This window comes from Hymenobacter sp. BT559, from assembly GCF_017571525.1.
Classification (GTDB): domain Bacteria; phylum Bacteroidota; class Bacteroidia; order Cytophagales; family Hymenobacteraceae; genus Hymenobacter; species Hymenobacter ginsengisoli.
In genome coordinates, this window is record NZ_JAGETY010000008.1 from 184368 (window position 1) to 200793 (window position 16426).

Below are 16426 nucleotides of genomic sequence, written 5' to 3' on the forward strand. Positions count from 1 at the left end.
GTTAAATAAACTCTTTCTTGTCCTTCACCATGTCGAAGAGCAGCTCGCGGGCGCGGTGCAGCTGGGCCTTCACGGTGCCGAGCGGGGCTTTGAGCTCGGTAGCGATTTCTTCGTAGCTAAGCTCGTCAAAGTAGCGCAGGCTCACGAGGCGCTGGTATTTATCGGGCAGGCGCGACACGACGTGGCGCATGATTTCGATTTTCTGGTTCTTAATCGTCGTGTCGGCCGGGTTAAGGTCGTTATCGCGGAATTCGAGCTGAATCTCGTCGCCGTCGCCCATTTTCACGGCCGAGTCGATGCTCATCGTCTTGATTTTATTCTTGCGAATAAAGTCGATGCAGTTGTTGGTGGCAATGCGAAACAGCCAGGTGCTGAACGCAAACTCGGGGTTGAACTTATGCAGGTTCTTAAACGCCTTGGCGAAGGCCTCGATGGTCAGGTCCTCGGCATCGTCGGGATTGCGCACCATCTTGAGCACGACGTGAAACACCGGCTTTTTGTAGATGTGCATCAGCTCGGCGTAGGCCTTCTCGTCGCCATGGTCTACGGCCGCCCGGATAAGCTTGAAGTCATGCTTAGCCTTAGACGAGAACTGTTTTTGGATATCGGCGGAATTTATTTCCATTGGAGCGGACGGCGACGGAGCAAGGAGAGACCCCAGGCGCAATAGAGGGCGAAGTACAGAAAATCTAACGCCGGCAAAGCCAGCGGCGGCAGCGTGGTACGCAAGCGGCGCGCCAGAGGTACATAAACAAGCAAGGCCAACAATGTTCGCGCCAACCAGATTATTCCCAAAGATACCAAGTTTTCGCGATTCCATCCAACTGCCAGAACGGCGGGTGTCAGGACGTAAAAAAGTGCGTTGCTGCCCATAAAAAGGCCGATTCGGCGGCGGTCGGCGGCCCGGTAGCGGCTGCCTGCCGAGAGGTGCCGCCGCTTTTGGCGCCACCACGCGCCCCAGGTTTCGGCGGGCTGGCTCAAGGTCTGGGCCTCGTAGTCGGCCACCACGGCGGCGCGGGCACCGGCCGCCACTGCGTCTTGCACCAGCAGGTCGTCGTCGCCGCTCAGGCGGCGGATGTGGCTGGCAAAACCCTTGGTACTGTTGAAGGTAGCGCGGGTATAGGCCAGGTTACGGCCCACGCCCATATAAGGCCGGCCGGCCCAGGCAAAGCTCAGGTATTGGGCGCCGGTAAGCAGCGTTTCGTAGCGAATAAGCTGGTTGAGCAGGCCCGGCGCCTCGGCGTAGCCGGAGAACCCTAGCACGATATCGGCGCCATTTTTTTGGGCAAAGCCCCGCTGCATCAGGCGCAGCCAGTCGAGGCTGACAGGCCGGCAGTCGGCGTCAGTGAAGAGCAGGCGCTCGTAGCGGGCCGCTTTAATGCCCAGCGTGAGGGCATATTTCTTGGGGGCAAAGCCGGCGGGCGTGTGGCTCACCGTCACGAGCCGAAAGCGGCCGGGGTAATATTGGCTCAGCTGCTGGGCGTAGAGGTAGGTGTCGTCCTGGCTACGGTCGTCGATGAGCACGAGCTCGAAGCCGGCGGGGTAGTCCTGGCTCAGGAGCAGCGGCACCAGCTCGCGCAGGTTCTCTAACTCATTGTGGGTACACACGATAAGCGACACCGGCTCGGCGTCGGGGCCGGGCTCGCTAGCCTCGGTTTCGGCGGGCCGGCGCGCGAAAGGCCGAAAATAACGACCCCAAAACCACCCTTGCACCAGCAGCAGGGGTACTAACAGAAGGGCCGGAGGCAGATGCGGGAGCGGAGGTAACAACACGGGACTAGTCCGCAAAGGTAAGCCGGCGGTAATTTTGGCAGAATGAAGTTTGACGTACTAGCCCACGACTCCGGCACCAAAGCCCGCGCCGGCCACCTCACCACGGCCCACGGCGCCATCGAAACGCCCATTTTTATGCCCGTCGGCACGGCCGGCACCGTGAAGGCTGTAGGCCAGCGCGAGCTGAAGCAGGACGTGCAGGCCCAGATTATCCTCGGCAATACCTACCACCTCTACCTGCGCCCGGGCCTCGACGTGCTGCAAGCCGCCGGCGGCCTGCACAAATTCAACGGCTGGGACCGGCCCATCCTCACCGACAGTGGCGGCTACCAGGTATTTTCGCTCAGCGGCACCCGCAAGATTAAGGAAGAGGGTGTAACCTTCCGCTCGCACATCGACGGGAGTAAGCACCTGTTTTCGCCCGAAGGCGTGATGGATATTCAGCGCCGCATCGGGGCCGATATCATCATGGCATTTGATGAGTGCACGCCCTGGCCCTGTGAGTACGACTATGCCCGCCGCTCGCTGGATATGACGCACCGCTGGCTCAAACGCTGCATTCAGCGCCTCGACAGCACCGAGCCGCTCTACGGCTACGAGCAAAATCTTTTCCCTATTGTGCAGGGCAGCACTTTCAAGGATTTGCGCAAGCAGTCGGCCGAGTTCATTGCCGAGCAGGGCCGCGCCGGCAACGCCATCGGCGGCCTGAGCGTGGGCGAGCCCGCCGAGCTCATGTACGAGATGACCGAGCTGGTCTGCGACATCCTGCCCAAAGACAAGCCGCGCTACCTCATGGGCGTGGGTACGCCTGCTAACATATTGGAAAACATTGCGCTAGGGGTCGATATGTTCGACTGCGTGATGCCGACCCGCAACGCCCGCAACGGCATGCTTTTTACGACGCAGGGCATTATCAATGTGGGCAGTAAGAAATGGGCCGACGACTTTTCGCCCATCGATGAAGCGCTAGGGGGGCACGTAAGCACGTTTTACAGCAAGGCGTATCTGCGCCACCTCATTCACTCGAAGGAAATACTAGGTGCCCAGATTGCCTCGCAGCATAACCTCACTTTTTACCTGTGGCTGGTGAAAGAAGCCCGCAAGCAAATTGTGGCCGGCACGTTTGCGGCGTGGAAAGCGGTGATGGTGGAAAAGCTGATGCGGCGGTTGTAAGCAGGGCTAGCCGGCTGACGGCACAATATATCCTGTCCTTGCGAGCGCAACGAAGTGGAGCGCGGCAATCTTTCCTTCGTGTAAAAACGACGCTCGCATGAAAGTCTACTATGTCTACATCCTCACCAACCAAAACCACACCGTACTCTATATCGGAGTAACTAACGACCTGATGCGCCGTGTAGCCGAACATAAGGCTGCTGTGCACGAAGGGTTTACAAAGAAGTACAAAGTAGATAAGCTGATGTATTTCGAAGAATCACCTAGCATTATGGCTGCCATTGAACGTGAGAAGCAACAGAAAGCTGGTTCGCGGCCTAAGAAGTTGGCACTGATTAATGCGAATAATCCTTACTGGAAGGATTTGACGGAGCCTGGCGAATAAAGCAGCTGACAAGGAAAGATTGCCGCGCTCCACTTCGTTGCGCTCGCAAGGACAAACGATTTTTTGCGCCGAAAATTTGGGTAGCCGAATGAAAATTCTCGATAAATACATCATTGGCAAGTTTTTGACCGCGTTTTTCTTCACGGTCATCATGCTCGTGTCGGTGATATGCGTGATTGACTACACGGAAAAGAACGACGACTTTTTGCACCATAGTCTCTCGTTCTGGTATGTTTTCACGCACTATTACATCTTCCTGTTTCCGTATTTTGCCAACCTGCTAGCCCCGATTACCATCTTCATTGCGGTGGTGTTCGTGACCTCGCGGCTGGCGGCGCGCACCGAGCTGGTGGCCATGCTGGCCAGCGGCATGAGCTTCGAGCGGCTGCTGCTGCCCTACACCGCAGGGGCCGGCATTATCGCGGTGTTCACATTTGGGCTCATCAGTTGGGTTATCCCTAAGGGAACTAAGCAGATAGTGAAATTTGAGAATGGAGTGGTGCAGGAGCCCTGGAAATACGAGGGCCGCAACATTCACGTCAAAATCGGGCCGCGCACTTATGCTTATCTGGAGAGCTACGACGCCGACCACAACGTGGGCTACCATTTTGCGCTCGAAACCATCGACAGCACCATTCTGCACCGCCGCCTCACGGCCGATGCCATTACCTGGGACTCGACCAAGCAGGCCTGGAAGCTGACGCAGCAGACCGTGCGCACCTTTCACGGCCAGACCGGCGAAACGCTGCAAACTATTCCGCCGCGCGATACCACGCTCAACCTCTACCCCAAGGACTTTGCCAGCACCTACCGCCTGGCCGAAACCCTGACTTCGCCCGAGCTCAACGAGCTGATTAAGGAAAAGATATTTCGGGGTGCCTCCGACACCGCGCAGTACCTGAGCGTGAAGTACGAGCGCTACGCTTACCCCTTCGATACCATCATTCTAACGCTTATCGGGGTGGTACTGAGCGCGCGCAAGAGCCGCGCCGGCGTGGGCGGCCAAATCGCGCTGGGCTTCGTGCTGGCCTTCATTTTCATCATTTTCGTGATGCTCTCGCGCAACCTGGCTTCGGTGGGCTCGGTGCCGCCCATGCTGGCGGCCTGGGTGCCGGGCATGGTGTTCACGGTCATCGGGCTTTTCCTGTATCGGGTAGTGCCAAAGTAAAAAATACCCGTTTGTCATGCTGACGAAGGACGCGTCTTATCACGGCTGCCTTCGTCAGCACTACGAACCCGAGCGACGCGAACGTGATAAGATGCTTCGCAAGCTCAGCATGACAGAAGTATGTTAAAAGACTACCTTAAGCTGCATTTCATCGTCCTGTTATGGGGCTTCACGGCCATTTTGGGCAAGCTGCTCACGGTGCCGCCGGTCGAGCTGGTGTTTTGGCGCACGCTGCTGGCCAGCACAGGGCTAGCGGGCTTGCTGCTGGCGCGGCGCACGGGCTGGCGCGTGGCGCCCGCCGAGGCGTTGAAGCTGCTGGGCGTGGGCGCGCTGGTAGCGGCGCACTGGATTACGTTTTTCCTGGCCGCGCGCCTTTCCTCCGTTAGTGTGTGCTTGGCGGGGCTAGCCACGCTGGCGCTCTGGACGTCGCTGCTCGAGCCGCTGCTGCTGTGGCGGCGCGTGCGGCCCTACGAGGTGGGGCTGGGGCTGCTGGCCATGCTGGGCCTCTACCTCATCTCGCAGGCCGAGTTTACGCAGCTTACCGGCTTGCTGGTGGCGGTGGCGTCGGCGGGCTTGTCGGCGCTATTCAGCGTGCTCAACTCGCAGTTGGTGAAGCGCCACGCGCCGGTGCGGCTCACGTTTTATGAGATGCTGGGGGCCTGCGTGAGCATCGTGCTGTTCTTCCCCATTTACAGCAACTACTTCACCCACGGCCAGGGTTTGCAGCTAGCCTGGCACGGCCTCGACTGGCTCTGGCTGTTGCTGCTGGCTGGCGTATGCACGGTGTACGCGTTCTCCTCGTCGGTTGAGCTGATGAAGCGTATCTCGGCTTTTGTCGTAAATCTGACTATTAATTTGGAGCCCGTTTACGGCATCGTGCTGGCGCAGATTATGTTCGTACTGGGCGTGCCGGGCTTTGGGCAGGAGAAAATGTCGAGTGGGTTTTATATCGGCACCATTCTCATCCTGGCCAGTGTGCTGGTGCATCCGGTGCTCGACCAGTGGAACCAGCGCCGCGCCCGAAAGCAAGCAGTAGATGTCATTGCCTAGGGCACGGGCCAGTTCCGCATCTTACAACATACCCCGCCACACCAGGTACTCGCTAGGCCACGCCAAGGCCGGCGCCTCCGCTAGCCCCGGAAATAAGCCATACACTGCTGAGCCCGAGCCCGAAAGGCTAGCGTAGGCAGCGCCGGCAGCATAAAGCTGCTGCTTTAGTTCGGCCAGGACCGGATAGGTGGGGGCCAGCGATTTTTCGAAATCATTGAAGACTGTGGTGCGCCAGCTGGCCATCGGCTCGGCCAGCGCCGCGCGTAGTGGCTGGGCCGGCGCCTGCGGCACAATGCCCGCAAAGGCCTGCGCCGTGCTGATGTGCAGCCCCGGATACACGACTATGCAAGCCGTGCCGGTCAAATTCAAGTTGATGGGCTCGAATATGTCGCCCTTTTCCAGGGCTAGCCGGGGCGTGTTTTGGATAAAAAACGCGCAATCGGCCCCTAGCTGGCGGGCGTAGCTTTCGAGCTGTTCGGTGGTCAGATTCAACCCGAAAAGGTCGTTTAGGGAGCGCAGGGCAAACGCTGCATCGGCCGAGCCGCCGCCTAGGCCCGCACCAATGGGCACGATTTTGTGCAGCTGCATTTGCACGGCGGGCAAGGCGGGAAAATCAGTTTTCAGCAGCTGGTATGACTTGAGACACAAGTTGGTAGCTACCTCGCCGGGAATGGGCCGGCCGGTGAGCAAGAGGTCGGAGGCTAACTGGCCTTTGGGGGCGGGCAGCACTTCGAGCACATCGGCCCAGGGTAGGGGCACAAACACGGTTTCGAGCGCGTGGTAGCCGTCGGGCCGCTTGGCCGTCACGTAGAGGCCCAGGTTGAGCTTGGCGTTGGGGAAGGAAAGCACAGTGAGCAGTGAATAATGAACAGTGAGCAACTTGACTGTCGGCCGGATACCCTTTTTCTTCGCGCAAAGAAAAGCAGGCTATTGGCTCCAGGCTGAACTGCTCACTGTTCATTATTCACTGCTCACTGCTGTTATGTACCCTGGCAAGCGCCTGCTCGACCTGGCCGTGGCCCTGCCCCTGGCGGTGCTCACGGCGCCGCTGCTGGCGCTGGGTGCCGCACTGGCCGCTGGCCAGAATGGCGGCCCTTGGCTGTTTCGGCAGCCGCGGCCGGGCTTGGGCGGGCAGCTTTTCACGCTCTTTAAGCTGCAAACCATGACCGCTGCCCGCGACCCGGCTACCGGCGAACTGCTGCCCGATGCCCAGCGCCTGCCGCCGCTAGGCCGCTGGCTGCGCGCTACCTCGCTCGATGAGCTGCCCCAGCTCTGGAACATCGTGCGCGGTGATATGAGCCTGGTGGGCCCCCGGCCGCTGCTGCCACAGTACCTGCCGCTGTATTCGCCCCGGCAGGCGCGCCGCCATTTGGTGCGCCCCGGCCTTACGGGCTGGGCCCAGGTGAATGGCCGCAACGCCATCAGCTGGGAAGAAAAATTTGAGCTGGATAATTGGTACGTGGACCACGAAAGCCTGGCGCTCGACCTGCGCATCTTGTGGCGCACGGCGGGCCGGGTGCTGGGCCAGCGCGGCGTGGCGGCCGCCGGTGAAGCAACAATGCCCCCCTTTCGCGGCAGCGCGCCGCAGAAGGAAGGCAATGAAGCAGTGAGTGCCGAGTGAGCCCCGAACCTAAGCCCGAGGCAGCAGCCCGCTATGTGTAGCGAGCTGCCGCCAGCAAGCCGAGCAGCGCGGCACTCCGCAGTAAGAAGGTAAGCTTGTACATAGCAAAGAAAGAGTGTGATTGTGCCGGCAAAGGTCAGGCGTGAAGCAGGCAGCGCGCAATAGCATAAAGATGCTAGGTATAAATACGGGGGTGGTGTTCGGCCGTGGGCAGGGTGTTCAGAAATGGACAGGTTTCGCCAGTGCATTAACTAGTAATTTTTAAATAAAAATCTGACAATCAAATGATTATTTAAATGGCACGGGCCTTGGCTTAGGTAGTAGGAACTTACCCCCTAGCTGCCCACCAATGGACAGAGTTATCTCCCCCGCTACGCAGCACCGTCGCCAGCTTCGCTACTGGCTGCTGGGTGTTGGCGCATTGGTCGCGCTGCTGGCGGCTGCGCTGGGCCTGCGCAGCCTCATTCAGCCTAGCCTGCGGCGCGTCGATATCCTCACTGCCCCGGTCGAAACCGGCGATGTGGATGCCACGCTCACGGCGGCCGGTACGGTTATTCCGGGCCGTGAGGTAGTCATCACTAGCCCCATTCAAAGCACGGTGCGGCGGGTGGCGCTGGCGGTGGGTGCCCGGGTGCAGCCCGGCCAAACCATTGTGGAGCTCGACAAAGACCTGGCCGCTTCGACGCTGGCCAAGCTAGACGACGAGCAGCTGCGTAACCAGAACAAAAACGCTCAGCTGGGGCTAGCCCTGGCTCGCAGCCTCACCGACCTGCAAGCCCAGCAGCAGGCCCAGGACCTGAAAGTGAGCAGCCTGCAATCGGCCCTGCGCGACGAGCAGCATCTGCTCGAAATAGGCGGCGGCACGGCCGAGGCCGTGCGCCAGGCCGAGCTCAACCTGCGCACCGCCCGCCTCGAAGCCCAGCGCCTGCGCCAGCAGCTCAGCAACCAGCGCCAGTCCAGCGCCGCCGACCGCCGCGAGCTGGGCTACACCGTGTCGATGCAGCAGCGCAGCATAGCCGAGCAGGCCGCCAAGCTGCGCCAGGCCGACATCAGCAGCCAGCTGCCGGGCGTGCTTACCTGGGTCAATGACAACCTGGGCGCCACCGTGCAGGCCGGCGATGCCCTGGCCCGGGTAGCCGACCTCAGCCGTTACCGGGTGCGCGCCACCATTAGCGATGCCTACGCCGACCAGCTGCACCCCGGCGATGCGGTGCGCGTGCGGCTAGGCCCCGGCACCGACCTGCCCGGCACCGTAGCCAGCATCAGCCCTGCTGTGGATAAGGGCGTGGTGACCTTCTACGCTACCCTGGCCAACGACCACTACCCGGCCCTGCGCGCCAATCTGCGTGCCGATGTATTTGTGGTGACCCGCGCTCACCGGGGCGTGCTGCGTGTCAAGAATGGTCCCTTCTACCAGGGCGGGCAGGAGCAGCCGGCGTTTGTGCTGGCCGGCGGCCGGGCCGTGCGCCGGGTGGTGCGCTTCGGCGACAGCAACACCGACTACGTGCAGGTGCTGAGCGGCTTACAGCCCGGCGACGAAATCATTGTATCGGACACCAAAACCTTCGCCGACACGCCGGCCCTAGCCATTAGCCAGTAACTATGAAAGCGCTGCGTTACGGATTTTTATTGCTCGGAAGTTGGCTAGCCCTGCCCGCCGCCGCCCAGGAGGCGCTGACCCTGCCCGCGCTCATTCAGCAAACGCTGGCGAGCTCGGCGGCGAGCCAACAGGCTCGCGCAGCCCGCGAGGGCGGCTACTGGGCCTACCGCGCCTACCAGGCCAGCTACCGGCCCCAGCTGGCGCTGCAAGGGGTGGTGCCAAGCTTCAGCCGGGCCATTATTCCGGTGGTGCAGCCCGATGGCACCACGGCTTTTCAGTCGGTGCGTTACAATAATTCGACCCTAGCGGTGAATTTGACCCAAAACATCGGTCTTACCGGCGGGCAGGTAGTGGTTGGCTCGCAGGTGCAGCGCTTCGACGATTTTATTCGCACCGAGAAGCGCTACAATAACCAGCCCTTTACCCTGGGCCTGACCCAGCCGCTAGGGTACTTCAATGGCCTGAAATGGGGCCGTCGCATCGCGCCGCTGCTGTATCAGGAAAGCCAGCGCCAGTACCTCGAAGACCGCGAAGCCATTGCCCAGCGCGTCACGGAGCTGTATTTCGACGTGCTCTTGCAGCAGGTGAATGCCGCCGTAGCGGGCCAAAACGCCCAGGCCGCCGCCGAGCTGCTGCGCGTGGGCCGCGAGAAATACGCGCTGGGCCGCCTCTCCCAAAGCGACCTGCTGCAGCTCGAGCTTAACCTGCTCAATGCCCAGCAGGCCCAGACCCAGGCGCTGCTCGATGCCGAAACCGCCACCGTAAGCCTGCGCACCTACTGTGCCCTGCCCAGCCCCGAAACCAGCGTCGCACCGGCCCTGGCCGTGCCTACTGCCGCGCCAGCTCCGCCGGTGGTGCCCGCCGAGGCGTTGGCCCAAGCCCGGCAGCACCGGGCGGCCGTGCTGGCCTTTGCCCGGCGGCAGCTGCAAGCGGCCCGCGACGTAGCCCAGGCGCGCGGAACCACCGGCTTTTTGGCCACGCTCACGGCCAACTTCGGCTACGTAAATCAGGCGCCCTACTTGCTCGATAGCTACGCTGCCTTGCAAAACCAGCAGCAGGTGGCCCTAGCGTTTTCGCTGCCACTCGTGGACTGGGGTCGGCGCCGCGCCACGGTGCGCACCGCCGAGCTGGCCCGCGACCAAACTCAGGCCGCTGTGACCCAAGACGAGCGCAGCTTCGAGCAAACCGTGCTTACGCAGGCCCGCCAGGTGCCGGCCCTGGCCAGCCAAGCGCGCCTGGCCGCCCGCGCCGACACCATAGCCCAGCGCCGCTACGCCATCACCCGCGCTACTTACGAGGCCGGCCGCCTCAGCCTCACCGACCTCACCCTGGCCTCGGCGGCCAAGGACGTGGCGCGGCGCAGCTACATCCTGGCCTTGCGCGCCGGCTGGGTAGCTTACTATAGCCTGCGCGGACTCACTTTATTTGATTTTGAAACCCAGCAGGCCCTAGCGGCTGAGTAGCTTTTTTCTCGCCTTTTCTACTTCTTTCTCATGCAGCCTTCGCCCATCAATTCGCCCCTCACTGCGCCTGCGGGCGCTACGCCGCCCGTTATCCGGCTGGCCAATATTGAAAAGGTCTACCAGACCAAGACCATCGAAACCATCGCCCTCAGCGAAGTCAACCTCAGCATAGCTCGGGGTGAATTTGTGTCGGTGATGGGGCCTAGCGGTTGCGGCAAATCAACTTTGCTCAGCCTCATGGGCCTGCTCGACGAGCCCAGCAGCGGCACCATTGAGATTGATGGCCGGCCGGTGACTTCTTATTCTGACAAAGAGCTGGCCGGGCTGCGCAACCACAAAATCGGCTTCGTTTTTCAGAGCTACCACCTGATAAACGACCTCTCGGTGCGCGACAACGTGGAGCTGCCGCTGCTCTACCGTCCGGGCGTTAGTGGCGCCGAGCGCCGCAAGCGGGCCCTGGCGGCCCTCGACCAGGTGGGCCTCAATGCCCGCACCAATCACTTTCCGGCGCAGCTCTCGGGTGGGCAGCGGCAGCGGGTGGCCATTGCCCGCGCACTGGCCGGCCGGCCCGAAATCATCTTGGCTGATGAGCCTACCGGCAACCTCGACTCGGTGATGGGGGAGGAGATAATGGATTTGCTACTAGGCCTCAACCGCGACCAGGGCACCACCCTCGTGATGGTGACCCACGACGAGCAGCAGGCCCTGAAGACCCAGCGCCTCATCCGGTTTTTCGACGGCCGCCAGGTGGCTTAATTCTTAGAAAATCATGCTCCTCTCTTATCTCAAAATCGCCTGGAAGGTCTTGCTGCGGCGCAAGTTCTTCACCGCCATCAGCTTGTTTGGCATCAGCTTCACGCTGATGATACTGCTGGTGGTGTATGCCTTGTTCGACTACACGGTGGGGCCGCACCAGCCCGAATTGCGCACAGATAGATTGTTATTTGTGACGCGTATGAAGCTCGTGTATCGCGACGGCGGACTTAGCAACGGCAATATGGGCTACGCTTTTCTCGACCAGCACGTGCGCCCGCTGAAAACCCCTGAGAAAGTGTCGCTCAGCCTGGGCAACTTCAGCACTGTAGTGGCCTACGTGGGTAACCAGACCCTGAAGCTGGACCGCAAATTCACGGATGGCGAGTTTTGGCAAGTACTTGACTTTGACTTCGTGGCGGGCCGGCCTTACAACCCACGCGAGGTGCACGATGCGGCTCACGTGGCCGTGCTCAACGAAACCACGGCCCGGCGCTACTTTGGCAGTGTGGCCGGCGCAGTGGGCCACCAAGTGGTGCTCGATGCTGTGCCGTACCAAGTAGTGGGTGTGGTGGCCGACGTGGCCATTTCACGCATTAACTCCTATGCTGATGTGTGGCTACCCATCACCACTACCACCGACAACCTCCGCAACCCCGAATACATCGGCCGCTACCAGGCCATTTTGCTGGCGCGCTCGCCCGCCGATGTGGACCGCATCAAGGATGAGTACCAGCAGGTGATGGCCCACGTGCCCGTGCCCGACCCCAAGCGCTTCGCCAAAACCGAGTCGTATGCCCACACCGTGCTGGCGTCGCTCACGTCGCGCTTCACCAATGAGGGGGCGGCCGAGGGCGGCGTGGGGCGTTTTACGCAGATGGGGCTGGGGCTAGGGTTGCTATTCTTGTTGCTGCCTGCCCTCAACCTGGTCAATATTAACGTGAGCCGCACCTTGGAGCGGGCCTCCGAAATAGGGGTGCGCAAGGCCTTCGGCGCCACGGCGGGGCGGCTGGTGGGGCAGTTTCTGGTCGAAAATATTTTTCTGACGCTGTTGGGTGGCGTGCTGGGGCTAGCCCTGGCGGCGGGCGTGCTGGCCCTCATCAATAGCAGCCATTTCCTGCCCTATGCGCACCTGGGGCTAAATGAGCGGGTGTTTGGCGTCGCGCTGGGCATCGTGCTGTTTTTTGGGGTGCTGTCGGGGGCGTACCCCGCCTACAAAATATCGAAGCTACATGCCGTGCGGGCCCTAAAGGGCGACACGGGTAGCTAGCCACGCCTTCTTACTCGCTTTTACTTACCGGACCATGATACGCCACCTGTTTACCCTGATGTGGAACCGCAAGCGGGCCAATGGCCTGCTCGTTCTGGAGATTTTTCTGGCCTTTGTGGTGCTCTTTGCAGTGGGCAGCACGGGAGTATACCTGTGGAGCAACTACCGCGCGCCGCTCGGCTTCGAGTACGAGCACGTGTGGGAGATTGATATGAACCCCGGCAACCAGCCGCGGGCCGAGCAGTATGCCACGCTGCAGCGCGTGCTGGCGCGCCTGCGGGCCACGCCGGGCGTGGTCACGGCCTCACGCAGCGTAGACAATACCCCGTTTGCGTTCAGCAACAACACGACGGAGTACACTGCTGGTGCCAACAATCCAAAGGTGTACGGCGACATTTACGATGCGGGCCCCGAGCTGCGCGATGTGCTGGGCCTGCGCCTGGTAGCCGGCCGCTGGTTCGACCGCCGCGATGAGGCGGCTGGTCACCGCCGCCCCATCATTATCACCGAGCTAGCGCAGGCGAAGCTGTTTCCGGGCGGCGAGTCAGCGCTGGGCAAAGCCATCCACAGCACATCTGAAGGAGACAAGGACAAGGAATATGAGGTGGTGGGCGTGACCGGTCCTTACCGCGCCGGGGGCGAGCTGAGCGAGCCCCAGCCCGGTTATTTTAGCTACGTAAGCCCCCAGGACACGGCCAGGGCGCTTTTCGACCTGCTGGTGCGGGTGCAGCCCGGCAGCGGGGCGGCCCTCGAAAAACGCCTGCAAGACGACATTCGCACCACCAGCGGCGGCTGGGCCAGCTCTATCGTGAGCCTGCCCGAACAGCGCCTCACGCAGCTCAAGCTGCTGCTCACGCTGCCCATCGTGCTTGGGGTGGTGTGCGTGTTTCTGCTCGTGAACGTGGCGCTCGGGCTCTTTGGCGTGCTCTGGCTCAACATCAATCAGCGCCGGAGCGAGCTGGGCGTGCGCCGGGCGCTGGGGGCTAGCGGGGCGGCCATCAGCGGGCAGGTGCTGGGCGAGATACTAGTGCTTACCACCTTCGGGCTGGTGCTGGGGCTAGTGGTGGCGGCACAGTTTCCGCTGCTGGGCGTGCTCGATGTGAAGCCGGGGGTATACCTCGCGGCCATGGGGCTGGCGGCGGTGGGCCTCTACGCATTGGCGGCCGGCTGCGCACTCTATCCGAGCCAGCTGGCGGCCCGCATTCAGCCCGCCGTGGCCTTGCGCGAAGAGTAGCCGAAGCCGGCCAGCCAAGTGTTGAAGTAAGGGTAGCAGCCGTTGGGATAATATTCTGGCAGCTGCCGGCAACCCAATTCACCTTTGCGGCATCTGGTCGGGCAGCCAGCTAGTTAGGCGCCTTAAATTATTTCCGTTGCTACCCGTAACGAACGCTCCGCTAGCCCGGTATCCGCCGCGAATCCAACCAAAACCGCCATTTCCTTTTTTCCTTCTTTTGCCATGAAAAACCTGCTGCTTCCCGCCCTGCTGTCGCTCGCTTCGCTAGCCCCCGCCCTGGCCCAGAGCACCCAAACCCGCAACGTGCCAGCCTTTCATGCCATCAACGTGGGTACGGGCATCGACCTAAGCCTGACTGCCGGCCACAGCCAGCGCGTGGAGGTGAGCGCCGCCACCGATGAGTACCGCGACCGCATCGAAACCACCGTGAACGACGGGGTGCTGACGTTGCGCTACAAAAACGATGACAACCGCCACAACAACTACGACCGCACCAACAAGCACCTGCGCGTGGCCGTGACGGCCGACCAGCTCACGGCGCTCACGGCGGGCAGCGGCTCGTCGGTGCACACCTCGGGCGACTTCGACGCCGCCGAGTTTCAGCTCGATGTATCGTCGGGCGCCACCGTAAAGGCCGGCCTCGACACCCGCACCCTCACCGTGCGCCAGAGCAGCGGCAGCACCGCTAGCCTCAGCGGCCACGCCACTAGCCTCGATGTGCAAAGCAGCAGCGGCGCCAGCTTCGACGCGGCCGACCTGCAAACCGAGCGCTGCCGGGCCGAAGCCAGCAGCGGCAGCTCGGTGCGCGTGGCTGTAAAAGACGACCTCGTGGCCCAGGCCAGCAGCGGCGGCAGCATCAGCTACAAGGGCTCGCCGCAGCTCACCAAGCGCACCAGCAGCGGCGGCAGCGTAAGCGGCCGCTAGCATTCTAATTTATCATTCATGTTGTTCAAAAAAAGCCTGTGCTTGCTGCTAGGCAGCGTTTTAGGGGTAGGTTTTACGCCCCCGCAGTCACCAGTCCCAGCTGCTAGCTTTCGATTGAGTGGCGACATCCAAACGTTTCCACTGCGCCTCATTGATGCCTTTCCATTCATTGAGGGGTCGGTAAATGGGCAGGCGGGTAAGTTGATGTATGATACTGGAAACGCCGGCACGCTTAGTTTGAACAGTCATTTGCTAAAGCTGCCCGCTGGCCGGTCAATGGGGCACGGCTCAGTAGGAAGCGGCCAGACATATACGCGCTCGCAGTACGATACCATTGCCAGCATGCAGCTCAGTAATGGCCTCCGTTACGCCAAGCTGCCCGGCGTGGAAGGAAACTCGCTGGACTTTTTGGAAGGTATTACCCCCGATTGCATCGGGCAAATTGGCTTTGGCTACACCGCGGGCTACATCCTCAAGCTCGACTATACCCAACGCCGCCTCACCTGCTACAAGCAAACGGCCGCCCGCCGGGCCAGCCAGGATTTTCTGCGCGGCGAGCATGTAGTAGCCGTATTAGATATCGAAACCCGGCGGCGCCCCGGCAACGTGGTGGCGAGGGTGAATATCGGGGGCTACAGCTTTTTATGTGGCTTCGATACGGGGCAGCAGGGGCAGCTCTATCTTCCTAAAGCCGTGCGCCAAGCGCTGCTGGCTAAAAAGCTGCTGGTGCCGCTGCCAGTCTACGACGCGGATAGCCTCTGTACCATCCGGCAGGTCGATTTTGGGCGAGGCGTCAAGCTAGATTTACACGCGCTGAATGTCGCCTCTACCCGCAATGCGGCTATGGACAAAGCGCTGGGCTATACAGAGGAGCCTAACCTGCTTACCGTCGGCTATGCTTTCCTGAGCCAGTTTACTACCATCTGGGATTCAGAGGCGAATAAAATGTACTTGTGCGCCCCCCGGTAGACCGTACTATTTCGGTCGAGCTGGTGTGCTCTTGCGGCCGTTGGCTGGCTAGTGGCGCTTGGCTAGGGGAGCGAGGTTCTGCTTCCTATCGTCGGCATGGCTTTCTTTGCCCATCCATCGCTCCTGATAGCCTTTCCTTTCTTAATTAATGAAAAACTACCTGCTGCCCGCCGTGCTGTGGCTGCTGGCCCTGGCGCCCGCCCTGGCTCAAACCGAAACCACTACCGCCCCGGTGGCCAATGGCCCACAGGTGCGGCCGCTCGAAAAATTTAACGCCATCAACGTGGGCACGGGCATCGAGCTGACGCTCACGGCCGGCCACACCCAGCGGGTGGAGGTGAGCGCCACCACCCTCGACCAGCGCGAGCACATCCTGACTACGGTGCGCGATGGGGTGTTGGGGATTCATTACGACAACCCCGACGAGCGCGACAGCAACTCGAAGAAGGCCCGCCGTGACCGCCACCTGCGCGTGGCCGTCACGGCCGACCAGCTGCACATGCTGGCGGCCAGCAGCGGCGCGGCCGTCACGGCCAGCGGCCCTTTCGCCACCCCCGATTTTCAGCTCGACATCTCGTCCGGCGCTACGGTGCGGGCCGACCTTAACGTGGGCGTGCTCATCGTGCGCCAGAACGGCGGCAGCGTCATCGACCTCATCGGCCAGGCCCCGCGCTTCGACCTCAAAATCACGAGCGGCTCGGTATTCAATGGCGAAAAGCTGCTCACCAACCGCGCCCAGATTGAGGCCAGCAGCGGCAGCGTCATCAAGCTAGCCGTGAAGGAAGTGCTAATGGCCGAGGCCAGCGGCGGCAGCAGCATTAAGTACTACGGCTCGCCCGAAGTGACTAAAAACGTGAGCGGCGGCGGCACCATCAGCAGCCGCTAGGGTGGGTGCTTAAGTTATGAATTAAAACAGAACGTCATGCTGAGCTTGCCGAAGCATCTCTGCAGCGCCGCTAGGGTACTAATCCATGCGGCGCGACAGAGATGCTTCGGCAAGCTCAGCATGACGTTCTGCTTAAAAACAAACAGAAGTAATTTTC

General features: G+C 61.4%; 16 protein-coding genes. 13 read left to right on the plus strand and 3 right to left on the minus strand.

Annotated elements, in window-relative coordinates; translation table 11 throughout:
* Position 1 precedes the first annotated feature (1 nt).
* The gene (locus J4D99_RS12940; protein ID WP_208132133.1) at positions 2-625 is read right to left on the minus strand and encodes an RNA polymerase sigma factor; all 624 of its coding nucleotides are present in this window, start codon (positions 623-625) and stop codon (positions 2-4) included.
* Complete coding sequence (locus J4D99_RS12945) at positions 616-1770, minus strand: glycosyltransferase (protein WP_208132134.1); 1155 nt, start codon at positions 1768-1770, stop codon at positions 616-618. Before J4D99_RS12945 ends, J4D99_RS12940 begins: the two co-directional genes overlap by 10 nt.
* Positions 1771-1815: 45 nt before the next feature.
* Here J4D99_RS12945 and tgt point away from each other — a divergent pair, with 45 nt between their 5' ends.
* The 4 genes from tgt to J4D99_RS12965 all read left to right on the plus strand — a co-directional run bounded on the left by tgt (position 1816) and on the right by J4D99_RS12965 (position 5549).
* Positions 1816-2946, plus strand: a complete 1131-nt coding sequence (tgt, locus tag J4D99_RS12950; protein ID WP_208132135.1) for a tRNA guanosine(34) transglycosylase Tgt — start codon at positions 1816-1818, stop codon at positions 2944-2946.
* Positions 2947-3043: 97 nt separating this feature from the next.
* Positions 3044-3331 (plus strand): GIY-YIG nuclease family protein, encoded by a 288-nt coding sequence (locus J4D99_RS12955; protein ID WP_208132136.1) that lies wholly within the window; start codon positions 3044-3046, stop codon positions 3329-3331.
* An 88-nt stretch (positions 3332-3419) separates the two neighbouring features.
* Positions 3420-4499 (plus strand): LptF/LptG family permease, encoded by a 1080-nt coding sequence (locus J4D99_RS12960; RefSeq protein WP_208132137.1) that lies wholly within the window; start codon positions 3420-3422, stop codon positions 4497-4499.
* Between the two features lie 120 nt (positions 4500-4619).
* A complete protein-coding gene (locus J4D99_RS12965) occupies positions 4620-5549 on the plus strand; it encodes a DMT family transporter (RefSeq protein WP_208132138.1) in 930 nt (309 codons plus the stop codon).
* A 21-nt stretch (positions 5550-5570) separates the two neighbouring features.
* On the opposite strand, the gene ispE is transcribed toward J4D99_RS12965, so the two are convergent.
* On the minus strand, positions 5571-6398 hold the full coding sequence (gene ispE / locus J4D99_RS12970) for a 4-(cytidine 5'-diphospho)-2-C-methyl-D-erythritol kinase (protein ID WP_208132139.1): 828 nt from the start codon (positions 6396-6398) through the stop codon (positions 5571-5573).
* A gap of 133 nt (positions 6399-6531) precedes the next feature.
* Here ispE and J4D99_RS12975 point away from each other — a divergent pair, with 133 nt between their 5' ends.
* The 9 genes from J4D99_RS12975 to J4D99_RS13015 all read left to right on the plus strand — a co-directional run bounded on the left by J4D99_RS12975 (position 6532) and on the right by J4D99_RS13015 (position 16269).
* On the plus strand, positions 6532-7170 hold the full coding sequence (locus J4D99_RS12975) for a sugar transferase (RefSeq protein ID WP_208132140.1): 639 nt from the start codon (positions 6532-6534) through the stop codon (positions 7168-7170).
* Between the two features lie 349 nt (positions 7171-7519).
* The gene (locus J4D99_RS12980; protein WP_208132141.1) at positions 7520-8770 is read left to right on the plus strand and encodes an efflux RND transporter periplasmic adaptor subunit; all 1251 of its coding nucleotides are present in this window, start codon (positions 7520-7522) and stop codon (positions 8768-8770) included.
* A gap of 2 nt (positions 8771-8772) precedes the next feature.
* Positions 8773-10233, plus strand: coding sequence for a TolC family protein (locus tag J4D99_RS12985; protein WP_208132142.1), 1461 nt, complete (start codon positions 8773-8775; stop codon positions 10231-10233).
* 30 nt (positions 10234-10263) lie between these two features.
* Positions 10264-10989, plus strand: a complete 726-nt coding sequence (locus tag J4D99_RS12990; RefSeq protein WP_208132143.1) for an ABC transporter ATP-binding protein — start codon at positions 10264-10266, stop codon at positions 10987-10989.
* 13 nt (positions 10990-11002) lie between these two features.
* The gene (locus J4D99_RS12995) at positions 11003-12256 is read left to right on the plus strand and encodes an ABC transporter permease (protein ID WP_208132144.1); all 1254 of its coding nucleotides are present in this window, start codon (positions 11003-11005) and stop codon (positions 12254-12256) included.
* Positions 12257-12290: 34 nt separating this feature from the next.
* Entirely contained in the window at positions 12291-13490 is a 1200-nt protein-coding gene (locus J4D99_RS13000) for an FtsX-like permease family protein (RefSeq protein WP_208132145.1), read from the plus strand.
* A gap of 222 nt (positions 13491-13712) precedes the next feature.
* The gene (locus tag J4D99_RS13005; RefSeq protein WP_208132146.1) at positions 13713-14414 is read left to right on the plus strand and encodes a head GIN domain-containing protein; all 702 of its coding nucleotides are present in this window, start codon (positions 13713-13715) and stop codon (positions 14412-14414) included.
* A 204-nt stretch (positions 14415-14618) separates the two neighbouring features.
* A complete protein-coding gene (locus J4D99_RS13010) occupies positions 14619-15383 on the plus strand; it encodes a hypothetical protein (protein WP_208132147.1) in 765 nt (254 codons plus the stop codon).
* Positions 15384-15531: 148 nt separating this feature from the next.
* On the plus strand, positions 15532-16269 hold the full coding sequence (locus J4D99_RS13015) for a head GIN domain-containing protein (RefSeq protein WP_208132148.1): 738 nt from the start codon (positions 15532-15534) through the stop codon (positions 16267-16269).
* Positions 16270-16426: the final 157 nt, after the last annotated feature.